This is a genomic window from Catellatospora sp. IY07-71 (assembly GCF_018326265.1).
Classification (GTDB): Bacteria; Actinomycetota; Actinomycetes; order Mycobacteriales; family Micromonosporaceae; genus Catellatospora.
Genome location: NZ_AP023360.1, coordinates 5,250,999 through 5,271,052, shown reverse-complemented (window position 1 = coordinate 5,271,052; position 20,054 = coordinate 5,250,999). Strand labels below are relative to the sequence as shown.

Annotated in this window: 18 protein-coding genes and 1 pseudogene; 14 read left to right on the top strand and 5 right to left on the bottom strand. The window is 70.3% G+C overall.

Features of this window, described 5'->3' with window-relative positions; translation table 11 throughout:
- Nucleotides 1–34: 34 nt before the first annotated feature.
- The 13 genes and pseudogenes from kdpF (at nucleotide 35) to CS0771_RS23290 (ending at nucleotide 15,558) form a co-directional block, all read left to right on the top strand.
- Entirely contained in the window at nucleotides 35–217 is a 183-nt protein-coding gene (kdpF, locus tag CS0771_RS39705) for a K(+)-transporting ATPase subunit F (protein WP_212842991.1), read from the top strand.
- Nucleotides 218–242: 25 nt separating this feature from the next.
- Nucleotides 243–1,898, top strand: a complete 1,656-nt coding sequence (kdpA, locus tag CS0771_RS23345; RefSeq protein ID WP_212842990.1) for a potassium-transporting ATPase subunit KdpA — start codon at nucleotides 243–245, stop codon at nucleotides 1,896–1,898.
- 31 nt (nucleotides 1,899–1,929) lie between these two features.
- Nucleotides 1,930–4,089 carry a potassium-transporting ATPase subunit KdpB gene (gene kdpB, locus CS0771_RS23340; protein ID WP_212842989.1) on the top strand — a complete coding sequence of 720 codons (2,160 nt, stop codon included), beginning with the start codon at nucleotides 1,930–1,932 and terminating at the stop codon, nucleotides 4,087–4,089.
- Between the two features lies 1 nt (nucleotide 4,090).
- Nucleotides 4,091–4,972 carry a potassium-transporting ATPase subunit C gene (locus CS0771_RS23335; protein ID WP_212842988.1) on the top strand — a complete coding sequence of 294 codons (882 nt, stop codon included), beginning with the start codon at nucleotides 4,091–4,093 and terminating at the stop codon, nucleotides 4,970–4,972.
- Between the two features lie 84 nt (nucleotides 4,973–5,056).
- Nucleotides 5,057–7,621 (top strand): DUF4118 domain-containing protein, encoded by a 2,565-nt coding sequence (locus CS0771_RS23330; protein ID WP_212842987.1) that lies wholly within the window; start codon nucleotides 5,057–5,059, stop codon nucleotides 7,619–7,621.
- A complete protein-coding gene (locus CS0771_RS23325; protein WP_212842986.1) occupies nucleotides 7,618–8,331 on the top strand; it encodes a response regulator in 714 nt (237 codons plus the stop codon). Before CS0771_RS23330 ends, CS0771_RS23325 begins: the two co-directional genes overlap by 4 nt.
- Before the next feature lie 235 nt (nucleotides 8,332–8,566).
- Nucleotides 8,567–11,203: a sensor histidine kinase KdpD gene (locus CS0771_RS23320; protein WP_212842985.1), complete on the top strand. Its 2,637-nt coding sequence runs from the start codon at nucleotides 8,567–8,569 to the stop codon at nucleotides 11,201–11,203.
- Nucleotides 11,204–11,291: 88 nt separating this feature from the next.
- Complete coding sequence (locus CS0771_RS23315) at nucleotides 11,292–12,647, top strand: TrkH family potassium uptake protein (protein ID WP_244870973.1); 1,356 nt, start codon at nucleotides 11,292–11,294, stop codon at nucleotides 12,645–12,647.
- Nucleotides 12,637–13,299 (top strand): TrkA family potassium uptake protein, encoded by a 663-nt coding sequence (locus tag CS0771_RS23310; RefSeq protein WP_244870972.1) that lies wholly within the window; start codon nucleotides 12,637–12,639, stop codon nucleotides 13,297–13,299. Before CS0771_RS23315 ends, CS0771_RS23310 begins: the two co-directional genes overlap by 11 nt.
- 34 nt (nucleotides 13,300–13,333) lie before the next feature.
- A pseudogene (locus CS0771_RS23305) lies at nucleotides 13,334–13,492 on the top strand (helix-turn-helix domain-containing protein); the annotation flags it as partial.
- 62 nt (nucleotides 13,493–13,554) lie between these two features.
- Nucleotides 13,555–14,145 carry a TetR/AcrR family transcriptional regulator gene (locus CS0771_RS23300; RefSeq protein WP_212842984.1) on the top strand — a complete coding sequence of 197 codons (591 nt, stop codon included), beginning with the start codon at nucleotides 13,555–13,557 and terminating at the stop codon, nucleotides 14,143–14,145.
- A 75-nt stretch (nucleotides 14,146–14,220) separates the two neighbouring features.
- On the top strand, nucleotides 14,221–15,048 hold the full coding sequence (locus tag CS0771_RS23295) for a redoxin domain-containing protein (protein ID WP_212842983.1): 828 nt from the start codon (nucleotides 14,221–14,223) through the stop codon (nucleotides 15,046–15,048).
- 66 nt (nucleotides 15,049–15,114) lie between these two features.
- The gene (locus CS0771_RS23290; RefSeq protein ID WP_212842982.1) at nucleotides 15,115–15,558 is read left to right on the top strand and encodes a hypothetical protein; all 444 of its coding nucleotides are present in this window, start codon (nucleotides 15,115–15,117) and stop codon (nucleotides 15,556–15,558) included.
- 91 nt (nucleotides 15,559–15,649) lie between these two features.
- On the opposite strand, the gene CS0771_RS23285 is transcribed toward CS0771_RS23290, so the two are convergent.
- The 5 genes from CS0771_RS23285 to CS0771_RS23265 all read right to left on the bottom strand — a co-directional run bounded on the left by CS0771_RS23285 (nucleotide 15,650) and on the right by CS0771_RS23265 (nucleotide 18,778).
- On the bottom strand, nucleotides 15,650–16,195 hold the full coding sequence (locus CS0771_RS23285; RefSeq protein ID WP_212842981.1) for a hypothetical protein: 546 nt from the start codon (nucleotides 16,193–16,195) through the stop codon (nucleotides 15,650–15,652).
- Nucleotides 16,196–16,459: 264 nt separating this feature from the next.
- Entirely contained in the window at nucleotides 16,460–17,602 is a 1,143-nt protein-coding gene (locus CS0771_RS23280) for a cation:proton antiporter (protein WP_212842980.1), read from the bottom strand.
- A gap of 3 nt (nucleotides 17,603–17,605) precedes the next feature.
- Nucleotides 17,606–18,082, bottom strand: a complete 477-nt coding sequence (locus CS0771_RS23275; protein WP_212842979.1) for a cation:proton antiporter regulatory subunit — start codon at nucleotides 18,080–18,082, stop codon at nucleotides 17,606–17,608.
- Between the two features lie 111 nt (nucleotides 18,083–18,193).
- The gene (locus CS0771_RS23270) at nucleotides 18,194–18,484 is read right to left on the bottom strand and encodes a hypothetical protein (RefSeq protein WP_212842978.1); all 291 of its coding nucleotides are present in this window, start codon (nucleotides 18,482–18,484) and stop codon (nucleotides 18,194–18,196) included.
- Between the two features lie 102 nt (nucleotides 18,485–18,586).
- Nucleotides 18,587–18,778 (bottom strand): hypothetical protein, encoded by a 192-nt coding sequence (locus tag CS0771_RS23265; RefSeq protein WP_212842977.1) that lies wholly within the window; start codon nucleotides 18,776–18,778, stop codon nucleotides 18,587–18,589.
- Nucleotides 18,779–19,039: 261 nt separating this feature from the next.
- On the opposite strand from CS0771_RS23265, the gene CS0771_RS23260 reads away from it, so the two are divergent.
- Complete coding sequence (locus tag CS0771_RS23260) at nucleotides 19,040–20,014, top strand: calcium/sodium antiporter (RefSeq protein WP_212842976.1); 975 nt, start codon at nucleotides 19,040–19,042, stop codon at nucleotides 20,012–20,014.
- The last annotated feature ends 40 nt before the right edge of the window (nucleotides 20,015–20,054 follow it).

The following is a 20,054-nucleotide window of genomic DNA, read 5'->3' as shown; positions in this document are numbered from 1 at the left end:
AGAATACGGGCAAACTACCGCAAAAAACACACTGATGAAGGAGGCGCACGATGGCCGATCTAGCTTACGTGCTGCTCACGGTGGGTGTGTTCGCAGTGCTCGCACTCGTCGTAAGGGGAGTGGAGCGGCTGTGAACGCCAACCTGGCCGGCCTGGTGATCGCCTGCGCACTGGCGGTCTTCCTGGTCTTCGCCCTGCTGTTCCCCGAGAAGTTCTGAAAGCCTGAAGAGAGTTGTCCTGACGATGAGTACGGCAACCGCGGGAGCGATCTTCGTCCTCTCGCTCATCGCCGCGCTGGCGGTCGCGTACCGCTACCTCGGTGACTACATGTTCCGGGTGGTCGCCGCAGAGCGGCACGGCCGCGTCGAGCGCGGCATCTACAAGGTGCTCGGCGTGGATCCGAACGCGGAGCAGTCCTGGGGCGTGTACGCCCGCAGCGTGCTGGCGTTCTCGCTGATCTCACTGCTGGCCCTCTACGCGATGATGCGCCTGCAGAACCTCTGGTTCGACACGCCCGAGTTCCCCGCCGTGATGGACCACGGCGCTTGGAACACCGCGGTCAGCTTCGTGACCAACACGAACTGGCAGTGGTACTCCGGCGAGTCCACCATGACCCACTTCACCCAGATGGCCGGGCTGGCGGTGCAGAATTTCGTATCCGCGGCCGTCGGCATCGCCGTCGCGGTGGCCCTCGTACGCGGTTTCGCCCGGCGCAAGACCGGCCAGCTGGGCAACTTCTGGGTGGACCTGACCCGGATCACGCTGCGCATCCTGCTGCCCATCAGCGCCGTCGCCGCGATCCTGCTGATCGCCGGCGGCGCGGTGCAGAACCTGTCCGACGGCACCCTGATCACCACGCTGACCGGCGGCCGGCAGCACATCACCGGCGGCGCGGTGGCCAGCCAGGAGGCGATCAAGGACCTGGGCACCAACGGCGGCGGCTTCTACAACGTCAACTCAGCGCACCCGTTCGAGAACCCGACGACGTGGACGAACTGGCTGGAGATCTTCCTGCTGCTGTGCATCCCGTTCGCGCTGCCACGGGTGTTCGGCCGGATGGTGAAGGACAACCGGCAGGGGTACGCGATCCTGGCCGTGATGGCGATCATCGCGATCGGCAGTGTCGCGCTGACCAACGTGTTCGAGCTCAACCACGCCGGCACCGTCCCGCAGGCCGTGGGCGCGGCCATGGAGGGCAAGGACATCCGCTTCGGCGTCTCGAACTCCGCGACGTTCGCCGCCGCGACGACCCTGACCTCGACCGGGTCGGTGAACTCGTTCCACGACTCGTACACGGCGCTGGGTGGCATGATGCCGATCGTCAACATGATGCTCGGCGAGGTCGCGCCCGGCGGTGTCGGCGCGGGCCTGTACGGCATGCTGACCCTGGCCGTGATCACCGTCTTCATCGCGGGTCTCATGGTCGGGCGCACCCCGGAGTACGTCGGCAAGAAGATCGGCGCCCGGGAGATCAAGTTCGCGTCGATGTACTTCCTGATCACCCCGGCGCTGGTGCTGATCGGCGTCGCCGCGGCGATGGCCACCGGCAACTGGCAGACCCAGGCCAACGTTGGCCCGCACGGCTTCTCCGAAGTCGTCTACGCGTTCACATCGGCGGCCAACAACAACGGCTCGGCGTTCGCGGGCATCACCGTGAGCACGCCGTGGTGGAACAACGCGCTGGGCCTGGCCATGCTGCTCGGCCGGTTCCTGCCGATCATCGTCGCGCTCGGTCTGGCCGGCTCCCTGGCCCGGCAGACCCCCGTTCCCGCCTCGGCGGGCACGCTACCCACCCACAAGCCGCTGTTCATCGGCATGGTAGTCGGCGTCGTCGTGATCCTGGTGGCCCTCACCTTCCTGCCCGCACTCGCGCTCGGCCCACTGGCCGAGGGCCTGTGAGCCCGCCCGCAGAAACAGACAAGGACAAGAAATGACTGTCACATCAGTGGCATCCACCAAACCGCGGCAGGAGCCGCGGAAAGTGGGCGGTGGGCTGCTCGATCCGAAGCAGCTGTGGAAGTCGCTGCCCGACGCCCTGCGCAAGCTCAACCCGGCCACGCTGTGGCGCAACCCGGTCATGCTGATCGTCGAGGTCGGCGCCGTGTTCACCACCGTCCTGGCGATCACGCAGCCGTCCGGGTTCTCCTGGGCGATCACGGTCTGGCTGTGGCTGACCGTCGTCTTCGCCAACCTCGCCGAGGCGGTCGCCGAGGGCCGGGGCAAGGCCCAGGCGGCGACGCTGCGCAGCGCGAAGAAGGACACCATCGCACGCCGGCTGGTCGGCTGGTCCGAGGGTGCCAAGCCCTCCGCCTACCGGGAGGAGCCGGTCGCGGCGGCCGCCCTCGCGCTTGGCGATATCGTGGTCGTCGAGGCCGGTCAGGTCATCCCCGGCGACGGCGACGTCATCGAGGGCATCGCCAGCGTCGACGAGTCGGCGATCACCGGCGAGTCGGCCCCGGTCATCCGCGAGTCAGGCGGGGACCGCAGCGCGGTCACCGGCGGCACGAAGGTGCTGTCCGACCGGATCGTCGTGAAGATCACTCAGAAGCCGGGCGAAAGTTTCATCGACCGGATGATCGCGCTCGTAGAGGGTGCCGACCGGCAGAAGACCCCGAACGAGATCGCGCTCAACATCCTGCTCGCGGCACTGACGATCATCTTCCTGCTGGCCACGGTCACCCTGCAGCCGATGGCGATCTACGCCAAGAACTGGATGGCCGCCGCCCCGGACACCGCGGCGTTCGGTGCCGACGGCATCAGCGCCATCGTGCTCGTCTCGCTACTGGTCTGCCTCATCCCGACCACCATCGGGGCGCTGCTGTCGGCGATCGGCATCGCCGGCATGGACCGCCTGGTGCAGCGCAACGTGCTGGCCATGAGCGGCCGCGCCGTCGAAGCGGCCGGCGACGTCAACACGCTGCTGCTGGACAAGACCGGCACGATCACCCTGGGCAACCGCCAGGCGTGGGAGTTCCTGCCCGTGACCGGAGTGACCGAGCAGGAGGTCGCCGACATCGCCCAGCTGTCCAGCCTCGCCGACGAGACCCCCGAGGGCCGCTCGATCGTGGTGCTCGCCAAGGAACAGCACGGCTTGCGCGCCCGCGAGGAAGGCGTCATGCCGCACGCGCATTTCGTGCCGTTCACCGCCAATACCCGCATGTCGGGTGTGGACATCACAGAGAACGGCAGCACGCGGATGATCCGCAAGGGTGCCGCCTCTGCGGTCATGAAGTGGGTACGCGACAACGGCGGTCACCCCACCGACCAGGTCGGCGCGCTCGTGGACGGCATCTCCGGCACCGGCGGCACCCCGCTGGTCGTCGCCGAGCACGTGCCCGGCCAGGAGGCCCGCGCGCTCGGCGTCATCCACCTCAAGGACGTCGTCAAGTCCGGCATGCGCGAGCGGTTCGACGAGATGCGCCGGATGGGCATCCGCACCGTCATGATCACCGGGGACAACCCGCTGACCGCCAAGGCCATCGCCGACGAGGCCGGGGTGGACGACTTCCTGGCCGAGGCCACCCCGGAGGACAAGCTCGCCCTGATCCGCAAGGAGCAGGAGGGCGGCCGCCTGGTCGCGATGACCGGCGACGGCACCAACGACGCCCCGGCACTGGCCCAGGCCGACGTCGGCGTGGCCATGAACACCGGCACGTCGGCCGCCAAGGAGGCCGGCAACATGGTCGACCTCGACTCCGACCCGACCAAGCTGATCGAGATCGTCGAGATCGGCAAGCAGCTGCTCATCACCCGCGGGGCGCTGACCACGTTCTCCATCGCCAACGACATCGCCAAGTACTTCGCGATCATCCCGGCGATGTTCGCGGTGGTCTACCCGAGCCTGGACGCGCTCAACATCATGCGGCTGTCCAGCCCCGAGTCGGCCATCCTGTCCGCCGTCGTCTTCAACGCGCTGATCATCATCGCGCTGATCCCGCTGTCACTGCGCGGCGTGCGCTACACGCCGTCCAGCGCGAGCAAGCTGCTGACCCGCAACCTGTGGGTCTACGGCCTCGGCGGCATCATCGCACCCTTCCTCGGCATCAAGCTCCTCGACATGATCATCTCGCTCATCCCAGGGATCGGCTGACATGCGTACACCCGGTTGGATCTCCCAGCACCTGGCCGCCGTACGCGCGCTGGTCTTCTTCACGGTGCTGACCGGCATCCTCTACCCGCTGGTCATCACCGGCGTCGCGCAGATCCCCGGTCTGCGCGACAACGCCAACGGCTCACTGGTCGAGGTGAACGGGCAGCCCGTGGGCAGCTCGCTCATCGGCCAGGGCTTCGTCGACGCCGACGGCAACCCGGTGGCCAAGTACTTCCAGAGCCGCCCGTCGGCCTCCGGATGGGACCCGGACGTCACCGCGGCCAGTAACCTCGGCCCGGAGAGCATGGAGGACACCCTCGGCGACCCGTCGCTAGACCCGAACTCCGAGGAGGGTGACGGCAGCAAGCAGGCCCTGCTCACCCAGGTCTGCGCCCGCAGCAAGGCCGTGGGCGAGCTGGAGGGCGTCGGCGGCCGCAGGCCGTACTGCACCTCCGACGGCGTCGGCGCCGTGCTGCGCGTGTTCTACAGCGACGGCCTGTCCGGCAAGGTGACCCGCGCGGTCAGCGTCAACCAGGCCTGCCCCGCCACCCCGTTCATCACCACGTACGAGGGCGTGACGGTGGAGTGCGGCAAGTTCGGCGAGGACTACAGCAAGGGCGTGCTGGTGCCCGTCCGGGGCGACGCCCCGGACACCTCGGCTGTGCCCGCTGACGCGGTGACCGCAAGCGCCAGCTCGCTCGACCCGCACATCAGCGTCGCGTACGCCAAGCTGCAGGCCAAGCGTGTCGCCGCTGCCCGCGGCATCAACGTCGACAAGGTCAACGCCCTGATCGACGAGCACACCACCGGCCGCGTGCTCGGGTTCGTGGGCGAACCCGGCGTCAACGTCCTTGAGCTGAACCTGGCCCTGGACCGGCTGTAACGGCCGGCGCACGATGGACCCGGGCGGCCGGGTGACACCTCCACGGTCACCCGGCCGCCCGCCCACCCCGCAAGAGAGGACAGCATGTCGCGAGGCGAGCTGCGCATCTACCTAGGCGCCGCGCCCGGCGTGGGCAAGACCTACGCCGCCCTCGAAGAGGCGCAGCGCCGCCGCGAGCGCGGCACCGACGTGGTGGTCGGCTTCGTGGAGACTCACGGCCGCAAGCACACCATGGCGATGATCGGCGACCTGGAGATGGTCGACCGCCGCACGATCGAGTACCGCGGCGCTGTCTTCACCGAGATGGACGTCGAGGCGATCCTCGCGCGCCGGCCCGAGGTCGTCCTCGTCGACGAGCTCGCCCACACCAACGTCCCGGGCAGCCGCAACGCCAAACGCTGGCAGGACATCGGTGAGCTGCTCGACGCCGGCATCCACGTGCTGTCCACGCTGAACATCCAGCACCTCGAATCGCTCAACGACGTGGTGCAGACGATCACCGGCGTGCTTCAGCGCGAGACCGTCCCCGACGAGGTCGTCCGGCGCGCCGAGCAGGTCGAGCTGATCGACATGACGCCCGAGGCGCTGCGCCGCCGGATGGCGCACGGCAACGTCTACCGGCCCGAGAAGATCGACGCGGCGCTGGGCAACTACTTCCGCGTGGGCAACCTCACCGCGCTGCGCGAGCTGGCCCTGCTGTGGCTGGCCGACAAGGTCGACGAGCAGCTCGACAAGTACCGCAATCAGCACAAGATCGACAAGACTTGGGAGGCCCGGGAACGGGTGGTGGTCGCGCTCACGGGCGGCCCCGAGGGCGAGACGCTGATCCGGCGCGCGGCCCGCATCGCCGATCGGGCCCGCGGTGCGGACCTGCTCGCCGTACACGTCACCCGCAGCGACGGCCTGGCCGGAGCCGACCCCGCACTGCTGGCCCGGCAGCGCATCCTCGCCGAGAGCATGGGCGGCACCTACCACCAGGTCGTCGGCACCGACGTCCCGAAGGCCCTGCTCGACTTCGCCCGCGGCGTCAACGCCACCCAGCTCGTGCTCGGCGCCAGCCGCCGCGGCCGCTTCGCCCAGATCTTCTCCCGCGGCGTCGGCGTCACCACCACCGCCGAGTCCGGACCGATCGACGTCCACCTGGTCACCCACGACGAGGTCGGCCGCGGCCGCTTCGCCCGCCCGGCCGGCAGCGCCCTATCGGCCCACCGGCGGGCGGCCGGGTTCGCCCTGACGGCCCTAGGGCTGCCGCTGCTGACGCTGGTCCTGTACGAACTGGGCGACCTTACCCTGGGCACCGACATCCTGCTGTTCCTGGCCGCGGTCGTCGCGGTGGCGCTGGTCGGCGGCATGTGGCCGGCCATCCTCGCGGCGCTTGGCGGCTCGGCACTGCTGAACTACTTCTTCACCCCACCGGTGCGGACCTGGACCATAGCCGAAAACGAGAACCTGCTGGCCCTGGCGGTCTTCGTCATCGTGGCCATCGCGGTCAGCGCCACCGTCGACGCCGCCGCCCGCCGCACCCGCGAGGCGGCGCAGGCCAGCGCTGAGGCGCAGACCCTGGCCACGGTCGCCGGCAGCGTGCTGCGCGGCGGCCGGCCGCTGGCCGCGCTCCTGCAGCGGCTGCAGGAGACCTTCGGCCTGGAGTCGGTGACGCTGCTCGAAAGCCGCGAAGGCGCCGGCCGCGGACCCGACCGCCGCCACGACGTGTCGTCCTGGCGGGTCGTGTCCGCCGTCGGCGGCCAGCCGTGTTTCAGCCCCCACGAGGCCGACACCGACGTGCCGGTCTCCGACGACCTCACCCTGGTGCTGCGCGGGCAGCCGCTGGCCGCCGCCGACCGGCGCATCCTGGAGGCCTTCGCCTCCCAGGCCGCCCTCGCGCTGCGCCAGGAACGCCTGGCAGAGCAGGCCGCCGCGGCGGTGCCGCTGGCCGAGGCCGACCGGATGCGCACCGCGCTGCTGGCCGCGGTCAGCCACGACCTGCGCACCCCCCTCGCATCGGCCAAGGCAGCCGTGGACAGCCTGGCCGGCAGCGACGTCGACTTCGACGAGGCCGACCGGGCCGAGCTGCTGGCCACCGCCGCCGAGTCCCTGGACCGGCTCAACCGCCTCGTCGAGAATCTGCTGGACATGAGCCGGCTGCAGGCAGGTGTCCTCGGAGTGTCTGCGCGGCCGATGGGTTTCGAGGAGGTCGTGCCGCACGCCCTGGACGAGCTGGGCGAAGGCGCCCGCGGCGTGCGCATACGCATCCCCGCTGAGCTGCCCGCGGTCGCGGCCGACCCGGGGCTGCTGGAGCGGGTGCTGGTCAATGTGATCGGCAACGCCCTGCGCCACAGCCCCGCCGGCAGCCCGCCGCAGGTCTTGGCCAGCGCCCACGACGGCCGGGTCGAGCTGCGTATCGTCGATCACGGCCCCGGCATTCCCGAAACCGACTGGGACCGGGTGTTCCTGCCGTTCCAGCGGCTGGGCGACCGCAGCAACGACACCGGAGTCGGCCTGGGCCTGGCCCTGGCCCGCGGGCTGAGCGAGGCCATGGACGGCACGCTTATCCCCGAGGCGACCCCCGGCGGCGGGCTGACCATGGTGCTGTCACTGCCCGCCGCGCGGACGTCCCCGCAGGCCGACGCCGGGAAGGAAACGAAGGTATGACGAAGATCCTCGTCGTCGACGACGAGCCGCAGATCCTACGCGCGCTGCGCATCAACCTCAAAGCCCGCGGCTACGACGTGGAACTGGCCGGCGACGGCGCGAGCGCGCTGCGCGCGGCGGGCGCCTACCACCCCGATGTCGTCGTTCTCGACCTCGGCCTGCCCGACATGGACGGCGTGGAGGTGATCCGCGGGCTGCGCGGCTGGTCGACCGCCCCCATCGTGGTGCTGTCCGGAAGGACCGGCAGCGAGGACAAGGTCCAGGCCCTCGATGCCGGCGCCGACGACTACGTGACCAAACCGTTCGGCGTCGACGAGCTGCTCGCCCGGATCCGGGCGGTGACGCGCAGGCACGCGGCCGCACCGGCCGCGCCCAGCCTGGTTCGTGTCGGCCACCACGACGTCGAGGTCGCCAACCACCAGGTCCGCGCCGTCTCCGGTGGGGGTGAGGTCCGGCTGACACCGACCGAGTGGCAACTGCTCGGCCTGCTCGTCCGCAACCCCGGCAAGCTGGTCAGCCAGCGGCAGCTGTTGCAGGACATCTGGGGCCCGCAGTATGCCACCGAGACCAACTACCTGCGCCAGTACATGGCCCAACTGCGCCGCAAGCTTGAGATCGACCCGGCCCACCCGCGACAGCTGGTCACCGAGCCGGGCATGGGATACCGGTTCGTCCCGCTGGACGAGCCCGCCCACGGACCGTCCCGATGATCGTCGGCGGGCAAGTGCTCATGCTGCGGGTGTGGCGGGTGTGAAACGCCGTCAGCCCGCGGCCGATCCCGTGGCCGAGGCGGTCGGCCGTCGGCCGAACCGTGCGGCAGTGAGATCACGCGATCCCGCCATCCGCCGTCAAGATCTTGTCAGGATCATCCGTGCTCCGGCGCATGAGCAGCCCCACCTGTGCGGAACGCACGACATGTATCCGGTGATGCGGGATGATCCGGCTATGGCGCGTGGACAGCTGCGGATCTACCTCGGCGCCGCACCCGGCGTCGGTAAGACCTACGCCATGCTGGAGGAGGCCCAGCGCCGGCAGAGCCGCGGCACCGACATCGTGATCGGGTTCGTCGAGAGCCACGGCCGCAAGCACACCGCCGACATGATCGACGGCCTCGAGACCGTGCCCCGCAAGAGCCTTGAGTACCGCGGTGCGACCTTCACCGAGATGGACGTCGACGCCGTGATCGCCCGCGCCCCGCAGGTCGCCGTCGTCGACGAACTCGCCCACACCAACGTGCCCGGCAGCCGCAACACCAAACGCTGGCAGGACGTCCACGAACTGCTCGACGTCGGCATCACCGTGCTGACCACCGTCAACATCCAGCACCTGGAATCGCTCAACGACGTCGTCGAGCAGATCACCGGCATCGTGCAGCGCGAGACCGTGCCCGACCAGATCGTCCGCGACGCCGACCAGGTCGAACTGGTCGACATGACCCCCGAGGCGCTACGGCGGCGCATGGCCCACGGCAACGTCTACGCCGCCGACAAGGTCGACGCGGCACTGGGCAACTACTTCCGGGTCGGCAACCTCACCGCGCTGCGAGAACTGGCCCTGCTGTGGCTGGCCGACAAGGTCGATGAGCAGCTCGACCGCTACCGCGCCGACCACGGCATCGGCAAGACCTGGGAAGCCCGGGAACGGGTCGTGGTCGCGCTTACCGGAGGGCCAGAAGGCGAGACCCTGATCCGCCGCGCGGCCCGCATCGCCGGGCGCGGCAAAGGCGCCGACCTGCTCGCCCTGCACGTGGCCCGCTCCGACGGCCTGGCCGGGGCGGACCCGGCTCTGCTGGCCAAGCAGCGGATGCTGGTGGAGAGCCTGGGCGGCACCTACCACCAGGTCGTCGGCAGCGACATCCCGGCCGCGCTGCTCGACTTCGCCCGCGGCGTCAACGCCACCCAGCTCGTACTCGGCGCCAGCAGCCGCGGCCGCATCGCGCAGATCTTCTCCCCCGGCGTCGGAGTGACCACCACCGCGCGATCCGGGACCATCGACGTACACCTGGTCACCCACGAACGCGCCGGCCGCGGCCGCCAGCGCCCCCTGGCCACCGCCACCTCAGCCCTGTCCCCGCGCCGCCGCCTCGCCGGCCTCATGCTCGCTCTGGCCGGGCTGCCAGCGCTCACCCTGCTGCTCTACTCGCTCCGCGACCAGCTGTCCCTGCCCAGCCAGATCCTGCTGTACCTGGCCATGGTCATCGCCGTCGCGCTGGTCGGCGGGCTGTGGCCGGCGCTGCTGGCCGCCGTCGCGGGATCGCTGCTGCTCAACTTCTTCTTCACCGCGCCGGTGCACACCTTCACCATCGCCCAGCGCGAGAATCTCCTCGCCCTGATCGTGTTCGTGCTGGTCGCCGCCGCGGTGTCCACCGTGGTGGACCTCGCCGCCCGGCGCACCCGCGAAGCAGCCCGCGCCTCCGCCGACGCTGCCACCCTGGCCACCGTCGCCGGCAGCGTCCTGCGCGGCACGCAACCCCTGCAGGCCCTGCTGGACAACCTCCGCGAGACGTTTCACCTCGAGTCGGTCACCGTGCTGGAACGCCGCGACGACACCCCACCGGGCCCTGACTGCCAGACCGACCCCGGCGCCTGGCGCGTGGCAGCCACCGTCGGCGGCCCACCCTGCCACACCCCCGCCCAGGCCGACACCTCCGTACCCGTCGACGACCAGATCACGATCGTGCTGCGCGGCCCAGCCCTGCCCGCCGCCGACCGCCGCATCGTCGAAGCGTTCGCCGCCCAGGCGGCCCTCGCACTGCGCCAGCAGCGCCTGGCCGAGCAGGCCGCCCGAACCAAACCCCTCGAAGAAGCCGACAAGCTGCGCACCGCGCTACTGACCGCGGTCAGCCACGACCTGCGCACACCCCTGGCCTCAGCCATCGCGGCCGTCGCCGGCCTGCGCAGCGACGACATCGACCTCACCGACGACGAACGCACCGAACTGCTCGCCACTGCCACCGAATCCCTCGACCGGCTGTCCCGCCTCGTCGCCAACCTACTCGACATGAGCCGTCTGCAGGCCGGCGCGCTCGGCGTCATCGCCACCGACGTCTGGCTCGACGAGGCCGTGCCCCACGCCCTCGACGAACTCGGCCCACCCGGCCGCGGTGTGGACGTGCGCATCGCCGACGATCTGACAGCCGTGTCCGCCGACCCCGGCCTGCTGCAGCGCGTCCTGGTCAACCTCCTGACCAACGCCCTGCGCTTCAGCCCGCCCGGTCGGCCGCCGCTGGTCACTGCCAGCGAGCACGACGCCCAGGTCGAGCTGCGGATCATCGACCACGGCCCGGGCATCCCCGAAGACCAGCGCGAACAGGTGTTCCTGCCGTTCCAGCGCCTCGGCGACCGCGACAACGACACCGGCCTCGGCCTCGGCCTGGCCCTGTCCCGCGGCCTGGCCGAAGCGATGGGGGGCACGCTGCGCCCGGAGTCCACCCCCGGTGGGGGAGTCACCATGGTGCTCGCCCTGCCCACCGCGGCACCCCAGGCCATGACCGCCACCGAAGCCGCCGCGACCGACCGGGCGCTGTCCGAACGGCCGCACACCGACCGGCCCACCAACCCACCCGCGCATCAGCAGCCCTGACAAAGACCCGCCTGACGTCGGCAACAGGTGGCGCCTGCCCGACCGGCTGTGGCAGACACGCCCGGCGGGCCTGCTGTATGTTCGCCGGGTGCGCCGCAGCGTCTCGTCGATCATCCTGGACCGCTTCGAGCACCCGGCCCAGGTGATCGTCGGTGGGTTCGCCGCCGCGGTGCTGGTCGGCACCGGCCTACTGCTGCTGCCGGCGGCGACCGAGTCCGGCGAACCGGCCCGGCTGATCGACGCACTGTTCACCGCGACATCCGCCGTGTGCGTGACCGGATTGGTCGTGGTCGACAGTGGCACCCACTGGTCGGTGTTCGGCGAGGTCGTCATCGCGCTGCTGATCCAGGTCGGTGGGCTGGGCATCATGACACTGGGCACGCTGTTCGCCCTGTCGATCTCGGGCAGGCTGGGGTTGCGCGCCCGGATGCTGGCCCAGGCCGAGACCAAGACGCTGCAGATGAGCGACGTACGGCGGGTGGTGCGCAACATCGTCCTGCTGACCCTGGGCGTCGAGGCAGCCGCCGCGGTCGTCCTGACCGCCCGGTTCATGATCGGCTACGGTGAGCCGTTCGGGCGGGCCGTCTACCTCGGGGTCTTCCACGCGGTGTCGGCGTTCAACAACGCCGGCTTCGCGCTGTGGCCCGACGGCCTGATCCGGTTCAACTCCGACCCGTGGATCCTGACCACCATCAGCGTGGCCGTGATCATCGGCGGTCTCGGCTTCCCGGTGCTGTTCGAACTGCGCCGCAACTGGCGACGGCCCGGCCGGTGGACGGTGCTGACCCGCATCACGGTGGCCGTCACCGTGATCCTGCTGGCCGGCGGGACGCTGGTGTTCCTGGCCACCGAGTTCCGCAACCCGCGCACCCTGGCCCCGATGTCCGGCGGAAACCAGCTGCTCAACGCGTTCTTCACCGCGGTCATGCCCCGCACCGCCGGCTTCAACAGCATCGACATCGCCGGGATGTATCCGTCGAGCTGGCTGGCCACCGACGTGCTGATGTTCATCGGCGGCGGCAGCGCCGGCACCGCCGGTGGCATCAAGGTCACCACGTTCGGGCTGCTCGCCTTCGTCATCTGGGCCGAGCTGCGCGGCGAACCGAGCGTCAACGTCGGCCACCGGCAGCTGCCCGGCCAGTTGCAGCGTCAGGCGATCACCATCGCCCTGGTCAGCCTTGGAACCGTCGCCGCAGCGACCTACCTGCTGCTGGTGCTCAGCCCGCACAGCCTCGACCAGGTCCTGTTCGAAGCCGTCTCGGCGTTCGCGACCGTGGGCCTGTCGACCGGCATCACCGCCCAGTTCGACACCGCGGGCCACGCCCTGCTCACCCTGCTGATGTTCGTCGGCCGGGTCGGGCCGCTGACCCTGGGCACCGCCCTGGCGCTGCGCACCCGCGTACGCCGCTACGAACTACCCGAGGAGCGCCCCCTTGTCGGCTAGCGCAGGCGACCCCGTCGCCGTCATCGGACTGGGCCGCTTCGGCAGCTCACTGGCCCTGGAGCTGATGCGCCGCGGCACCGAGGTCCTCGCCATCGACCACCGGCCCAAGGTCGTGCAGTCGCTGTCCGGTGAGCTCACCCACGTGGTGACCGCCGATGCCACCGACATGGAGGCACTGCGCCAGGTCGGCGTGGCCGAGTTCAGCCGCGCCGTGGTCGCCATCGGCAGTGACCTGGAAGCCAGCATCCTGACCACGTCGCTGCTGGTCGAACTCGGCATCGCCGACATCTGGGCTAAGGCCGTCAGCCGCCAGCACGGCCGCATCCTCGAACGCATCGGCGCCACCCACATCGTGCTGCCCGAACACGACATGGGCGAGCGGGTGGCGCACCTGGTCTCCGGCCGGATGCTCGACTACATGGAGATCGACTCCAACTTCGCCCTGGTCAAGACCCGCCCCGCGCACGAAGCCGTCGGTGTCGCGCTCGGCCAGTCGGGCCTGCGGCGCAAGTACGGCATCACGATCGTGAGCGTGCAAACGCCCGGACAGGAGTTCACCTACGCCGACGCGAACACCGTGCTGCAGTACGGCGACATCATTGTGATCGCCGGACCGGTCGACCGGGTGGAACGCTTCACCGAGCTTCCCTAACCCACCGGCTCGCAGCGGGGCTCCCGACCAGCCGCGCAACACCACCCTCCCGGTGGCCGCCATCGCCCGCGACGTCGGATACACGTCCGAGTTCGCCTTCAACCGCGCCTTTGCTCGCACCCACGGCCAGCCGCCCGGCCGCTACCGCCGACACGCCCTCGGATCGGCTGCTCAGCCCGCCACGACCTCCTGACTTGACCGTACGGTCAACCGGTCTTTAAAGTGGACCGGGCGGTCAAGAAAGGGGCGGCGGGGATGGCGCGAGACACGCGGGACCGTATCGTCGCGGTGGCACGAGACCTGGTCCACGGGACCTCACTGGCACAGGTCAGCACCGACGACGTGTGCCGAGCCGCAGGCGTCCACAAAGGCAGCCTGTACCACTTCTTCCCGTCCAAGGACGCCCTGGGTGCCGCGGTCTTCGAACTCAACTGGACGATGATGAGCGCAGTGCTCGACGAGGCGTTCGCCGACGACGTCGGACCCCTGGCCCGCATCGACCGCTTCATCGACGACTTCGCCGCGATGCTCGCCATGATGCGCGAGAAGACCGGCACCACCCCCGGCTGCCCACTGGGCGGCCTGGCCGCCGAACTCGCCGGGCACGGCGGCGACGCTCGGGCCCACGTCACCCGGGTGCTTGACGCATGGAAGCGCTACTTCGCCGATGCGATCAGCGAGGCCAAAGGCCGCGGCGAGGTCGATCCCGGGCTCGACACCGCCGGCTCGGCCACCCGGCTGCTCGCGCACCTGCAGGGCCTGGCCCTGCTCGCCCAGGCTTACGACGACCCCCACCTGCCCCTGCAGGCCAAGGCGGATCTGCGGATGCTGCTCGCGCCGAGGTAGGGCGCGCGGCTTCGCCGGACCGCCTTTCACATACCCGCAGACTTGACCGATCAGTCAACTCGATTGGAGAACACCGTGGCCCTGACGACGACCGCCGACGATGCCCAGGCCGCAGCCGCCTACCGGTTCACCCGCTTCCGCACGGCGCTGCTCATCGACGACCTGACCTTCGCCCGTGACACCCCCGGCCCCGGCGACCGGGTTCCCGCCTTCGACCTGCCCGTCCTCGACGGCGGCCGATTCCGCGACACCGACCTCGGCCGGCAGCCGGTGCTGCTGGTGTTCGGCTCGCGCACCTGCCCGGTCACCGAAAGCGCCGGCCCGGTCCTGCGCCGGCTCCACGCCCGATTCGGTGACCAGGTGCGGTTCGTGCTGGTCAACACCCGAGAGGCACACCCAGGCGAGAAGTTCGGCCAGCCCCGCACCTTCGCCGACAAGCTCCTGCACGCCGAAGAACTGCGCGACCACCACGGCGTGGCGTTCGAGGTCGCCGTGGACGACCTCGACGGGCGCCTGCACCGGGCGATGAGCCCCAAACCCAACTCCGCCTACCTCATCGAACCTGACGGCACCATCCGCTTCCGTGCGCACTGGGCCAACGACGAGCGCGGCCTGCGCACCGCGCTAGCCGACATCACCGCTGGACGTGTGCCCGCCCGCCGCAGCAGCCGCGCCATGATCGGCCCGCTCATGCGCGCTGTCGGGCATCTCCCGGGCGTGGTGACCTTCGCAGGCGGCCAGGTCGAACGCGACGTGTGGCGGGCCGCGCTGCCACTGGCCGTGCTGAGCCGCGTGTCACGCATACTGACCCGGCTGCGCCTGGACCAGCGTGGCCCGGCTGCCGCAGCCCTCCTCATCGCCGCAACGATTTTGGTCGGTGTTGCCGTCTGGGGCGTTCGATAAAGGTGTCTCATACTCGGTGCACGGCGTGGTGTACGCCAACCGTGCGAGTCAAGCCCGGCACTGACAATGCGGGAGCCTGGAGTCGCGGCCAAACTCGTCGTGTTCCTGCTGTGGGCAGCCACCGCGGCGCTCGTACTCACCGCCGCCGTCGCGGTGACCGCCGCAGCCGTCACCCGACGGCCGCCGAACCCTTCCGACTGGGCCGGTCTGGCACGCCTGCTCGCCCTCACGGCAATGACCGCAGGCCTCGCCATACCTGCGGCATGGGCGGCCACACTGGGCCGCGGGCTGCTCCCCGCGATCGCCGCCGTGGTCGGCCTGATGGCCGTCACGCAGATCATGGTCGTGGCCGGCGCCGACGCCGCGTGGTTCCCGCCTGCCGCGCCCGCGCTGTGGGCACTGCTGCCCGATACAGTCGCCCTGCCCCAACTCCTCCTGGCCATGGTCCTCCCCGTCGGCTTCGGCCTGCTGACCCTGCTTTCCTGGCACCGCCTGCAACTCGACCGATGACCCCGCCCGACGTCCCGCCACCCCGGCCTTCTGAATCGGGTGCTCGCAGTTGCACCGGTGGGGCAGTTGCACCGACACTCGCGGGCAGCCGTCATGGACCGAGACGAACCGTCGGTCGCCGTGCCTGGTCCGGCTCAGCGGCGACGAGCAGGTGCCGGGCCCGGGCGGCGATCAAGCCATGTCCGCGTAAAACGAGGTGCGCCGCCTCGGTATCAAGGCCGCGCCGCGCCCAGCCGAACTCGGCGGTGGGCACGAGGCCCGTGGTGTCACGCACCGCCAGCAGCACCGCTGCGATGGCCGGCACCAATGCCGTCGCCCGAGCCGCCAGGATCCGGTGACCGTAGTGCGGCACGCCGCGTACGGTGACCGCCTCCGAAGACGTGGCGGCGATGGTCACCTCCAAGAACAGGACACCGTCCCAGTCCTCGTCGTCACGGTCGGCACGGTGCACGGGCTCGCTGAGCTGTGGCTCCGTCGCGATGATCCTGACCGGGCCCTTCGCCGCCGCCGCGGCGAGCATGGCGCGAGCCCTGGTGTCGAACACGACCGTGGGCAGCTGACGCGACAACCGCTGGACGCCTGCCGGAAGAAGCATCGCTGCGACAAGCAACGTGACAGCGATCAGGTAGATCGTCATGGCAAACAGCCGTCGGCGGTTTCGGCACGAAAGCGGCGGGAGCCTTCCCTCGCGTCCGGACGAACTGCGTCCACGATCATCTCCTGAAGTCCGGCGGTCATGGCTTGAAACCCGCCGACCAGACTTCCCGGCACACCCAGGCGGAGTTTAACGGCATCTCAGGGTACGGGCATGCCCTACCGTCACCATGACCATGGCAGGGTGCTGCTGTCAGGTGACGAAGAGTGACCGAGTGCTGCAGGCCGCGCCGTCGGCACGGGACCGTCATCGTGGCCGGACCCGATCGACGGCTCTCGTAGCCAGTGGCGCGATGACGGCGAGCACGATGACGTATGCGGCGGCGAAGGCGTTGAGGTCGGTGTGCTGCGGTGTGGCGATGAGGCTCGCTATGACGAGGGAGAATTCGCCGCGGGCGATGAGGATGGTGCCGGCCCGCAGCCGTCCGCGGCGGGCGGCGCCCTCACGGGCGGCGGCGTACCAGCCGGTGGCGACTTTGGTGGTGGCGGTGACGGCGGCCAGCACGAGGACAGTGGGCAGGACCGGGATCATGTCCCGCGGGTCGATGGACAGGCCGATGGCGAGGAAGAACACGGCGGCGAACAGGTCGCGCAGCGGCGCGACGACGCGGCGGGTGCGGTCGGCGACCTGACCGGTGAGAGCCAGACCCACCAGGAATGCCCCGACGGCGGCGGATACCTGCAAAAGCTCGGTCACTCCCGCCACGAGCAGCGTAAGGCTCAGCACCCGCAGCAGCAGAAGCTCAGGGTCGTCGGTGTCGACGACGCGGGCCAGCGGCCCGCCGAGGCGGTGGGTGGCGGCGAACGCGAGACTGATCGCGGCGACTGCCGCCGCTACGCTGATCATGGCCTGCCACCAGGCTCCTCCTGCCGCGAGCACAGCCAGCAGCGGCAGGAACGCTGCCATGGCGACGTCTTCCAGGACCAGCACCGACAGCACGGCGGGAGTCTCCCGGTTGGCCAGCCGCCGCAGGTCGTCCAGCAGCCGGGCGACGATGCCCGAGGACGAGACCCATGTGATGCCGGCCATGGCCAGCGCCCCGGTCCAGCCCAGCCCGAGCAGCCAGCCGGTGACCGCGCCTGGTGCGGCGTTGAGCGTGAAGTCGATCCAAGCCGAGGGAATGTGCCGGCGGACGCTGGCGGTGAACTCACCGACGGTGAACTCCAGACCGAGGGTGAGCAGCAGCAGGATGACGCCAATCGAGGCGCCGGTGGCCACGAACGAGCCGGCGGCAGGCACGGGCGCCACGCCGCCGGGTCCCAGGCCGAGCCCGGCGATCAGGTACAGCGGCACCGGCGAGTAGCCGAAGCGGCGGGCCAGCGCCGCGAGTGTGGCCAGTGCGGCCAGCACGATGCCGAGTTCGATCAGCAGGGCCGAGGATCCGTGCACAGGTCATCCGCTGATGATTGCCTGGACTCCGGTGATGCCCTCGTGGGTGCCGATCACCACGAGGGTGTCACCCGGACGCAGAACCTCATCAGGGTGCGGTGACGCCACGACGGTGTCGTCGCGGACCACCGCGACGATCGAGGCGCCGGTCAGGGTCCGTGCTCGGGTGTCGCCCAGCGGCCGCCCAGCGTACGGTGATGAGCCGGTGACCGGCACCTGCCCGGCGCCGAGTCCGGGGATCTCCTTGGTCAGATCCGCGAAGCGTTCGGCGATGCGCGGGGCACCCAGCACCTCGGCGACGACCTCCGCCTCTTCGGCGTCCAGCCGCCACAGCGGCACCGGGGCGTCCGGATCGTCGCCGTAGTCCATGAACTCGACGTCGCCGGTGCGGCGCGTGACGACGGCGAACCGCTCGCCGCGGCCGGTGGTGAAGTCATATCGCACTCCCACCCCGGGCAGCAGCACTTCGGTGACTTCCACCTGCGTCATCATCACCGAGCACCGGGCGGGAAGTAGGCGAAACCGCAAGTTCTGCGTTGGACTGCCCAGTGCCGGGCGGCGGCGTGGTCGGCGACGGGCGTGTCGGCGGTGTTATTGCCGGCGGTCGGCGAGACGAGCCAGCCTCAGCGTTCCGATCCTGCCGCCGACGAGTACCAGCAGCAGCGGACCGAGTACGGCGGCCCAGATCGCCAAGATGGGAAGCGAGCGCCAGAAGGCCCACAGGAACAAGCCGCCCAGGCAGACCGCCCACAGCAGCAGCCGGCCAAGATGACGGGCGAAGGTGCGCCACGTGTCGTCATCCGGCAGCAGCGACATCACCCCGACTATGAGGAAACTTGCGGCGAAGATCGCCATGGCGAGGGCTGCCGCCCAGTTGAACATTACGGTGGGAGTCTGTGTGGCGCCCGCCACCGGAGCACGTCGCGATCCACCGTCCCGCGTCCAGCACGTAGACGTGCAGCCGGTCCGCGCCGTCCCGCAATGTCAGTCGGGCTTCGGGTTCGCCTCGATCTGGCGGCCCAGGTCAGCCCAGCCGCTCATGCAGTCGCGCAGCTGCGCCTGCTCGGTCGCCGCCTCGGCGGCAGTCGGCACGCTGTCAGCGCAGCCCATCAGCGTCACCGACAAAGCCAGCGCCATCGTCTTGCCCAGGAGAGTGCTGCGCCGGGCGCGGCTCATCACAGCCTCGCGTTTCGTCTCGGGCGCGGATCGTAACCGACACGGCTGCCTCCCTGCAGCTCCCGGTGACGGCCCACCACCGCCGGACCCAGAACGCGGAGCCTTGCACCCGGCTCGACGCCTCGGTCGTCGCCCCTCCAGGCCTACTCGGTGACGCTTGTTCGCGGTGCGGCGGGCGTGCGCTACGGTGTGGGCCGGTGTGCCGGGAAGTCTGGTCGGCGAGAAGTCCCCCCGTCCTCGACCAGACCCGTGGAGTCGTCCATGCCCCTGCAGATCCTGCTCGCCGTCGCCGGCCTCGTGCTGCTGGCCTTCGCCGCCGACCACCTGGTGCTCGGCTCGTCACGGCTGGCCACCCGGATGCGTATCAGCCCGGTCGTCGTCGGTGTCGTCGTCATCGGCCTGGGGACCAGCGCGCCGGAGTTTCTGGTGTCCGCGCTGGCCGCGGCACGCGGCGACACCGGAATCGCGGTCGGCAACATCGTCGGGTCCAACATCCTGAACCTGACGCTCATCCTCGGCGTCGCGGCGCTGATCACCCCGTTCGCGGTCGACTCGACCGTGATCCGGCGCGAGATCCCGCTCGCGGTCGGGTCGGTGCTGGTGTTCGCGGTGCTGGCCTATGCCGGCCTGTCCCCGGTGACCGCGCTGCTGCTGGCGGTCTGCGCCGCCGCGGCGCTGTTCGTCCTCGTCCGGTGGGCCAGGGGCGGCGGCAACCAGGAACTGACCGCCGAAGTCGCCGAGTTCGAGACCGAAGGCGGAGCCGTGGTCGTCGCACCGGCCAAGCAGGCCCCGACCTGGTTCGAGCCGGTGCGCACCGTACTGGGCCTGGCCGGTGTACTCGGCGGGGCGCAGCTGCTGGTCGCCAACGCCTCCGCGATCGCCGAGGAGCTCGGCGTCCCACAGATCATCATCGGTTTCACCCTCGTGGCGCTGGGCACGTCGCTGCCGGAGCTGGTCACCACGATCCAGGCGCAGCGCCGCGGCGAGACCGACCTGGTCGTCGGCAACCTGTTCGGCAGCAACCTGTTCAACAGCCTCGCCGGTGGTGCGTTCATCGGGTTCGCCGCCGGCATGGACAACGTCGCACACGCATCGGTCGTGCTGCTCACGGCGATGATGTTCACCGCGCTGCTGGCCTGGGCGCTGCTGCGTCGCGGGCTGCGGCTGACCCGGGGCGACGGCGCCATGCTGCTGGCCGTCTACGCGCTGACACTGCCGCTGCTGCTCACGTCCTGACCAGCAGCGACGCGGCCACGTTGCCGAACTCCGGCAGCGT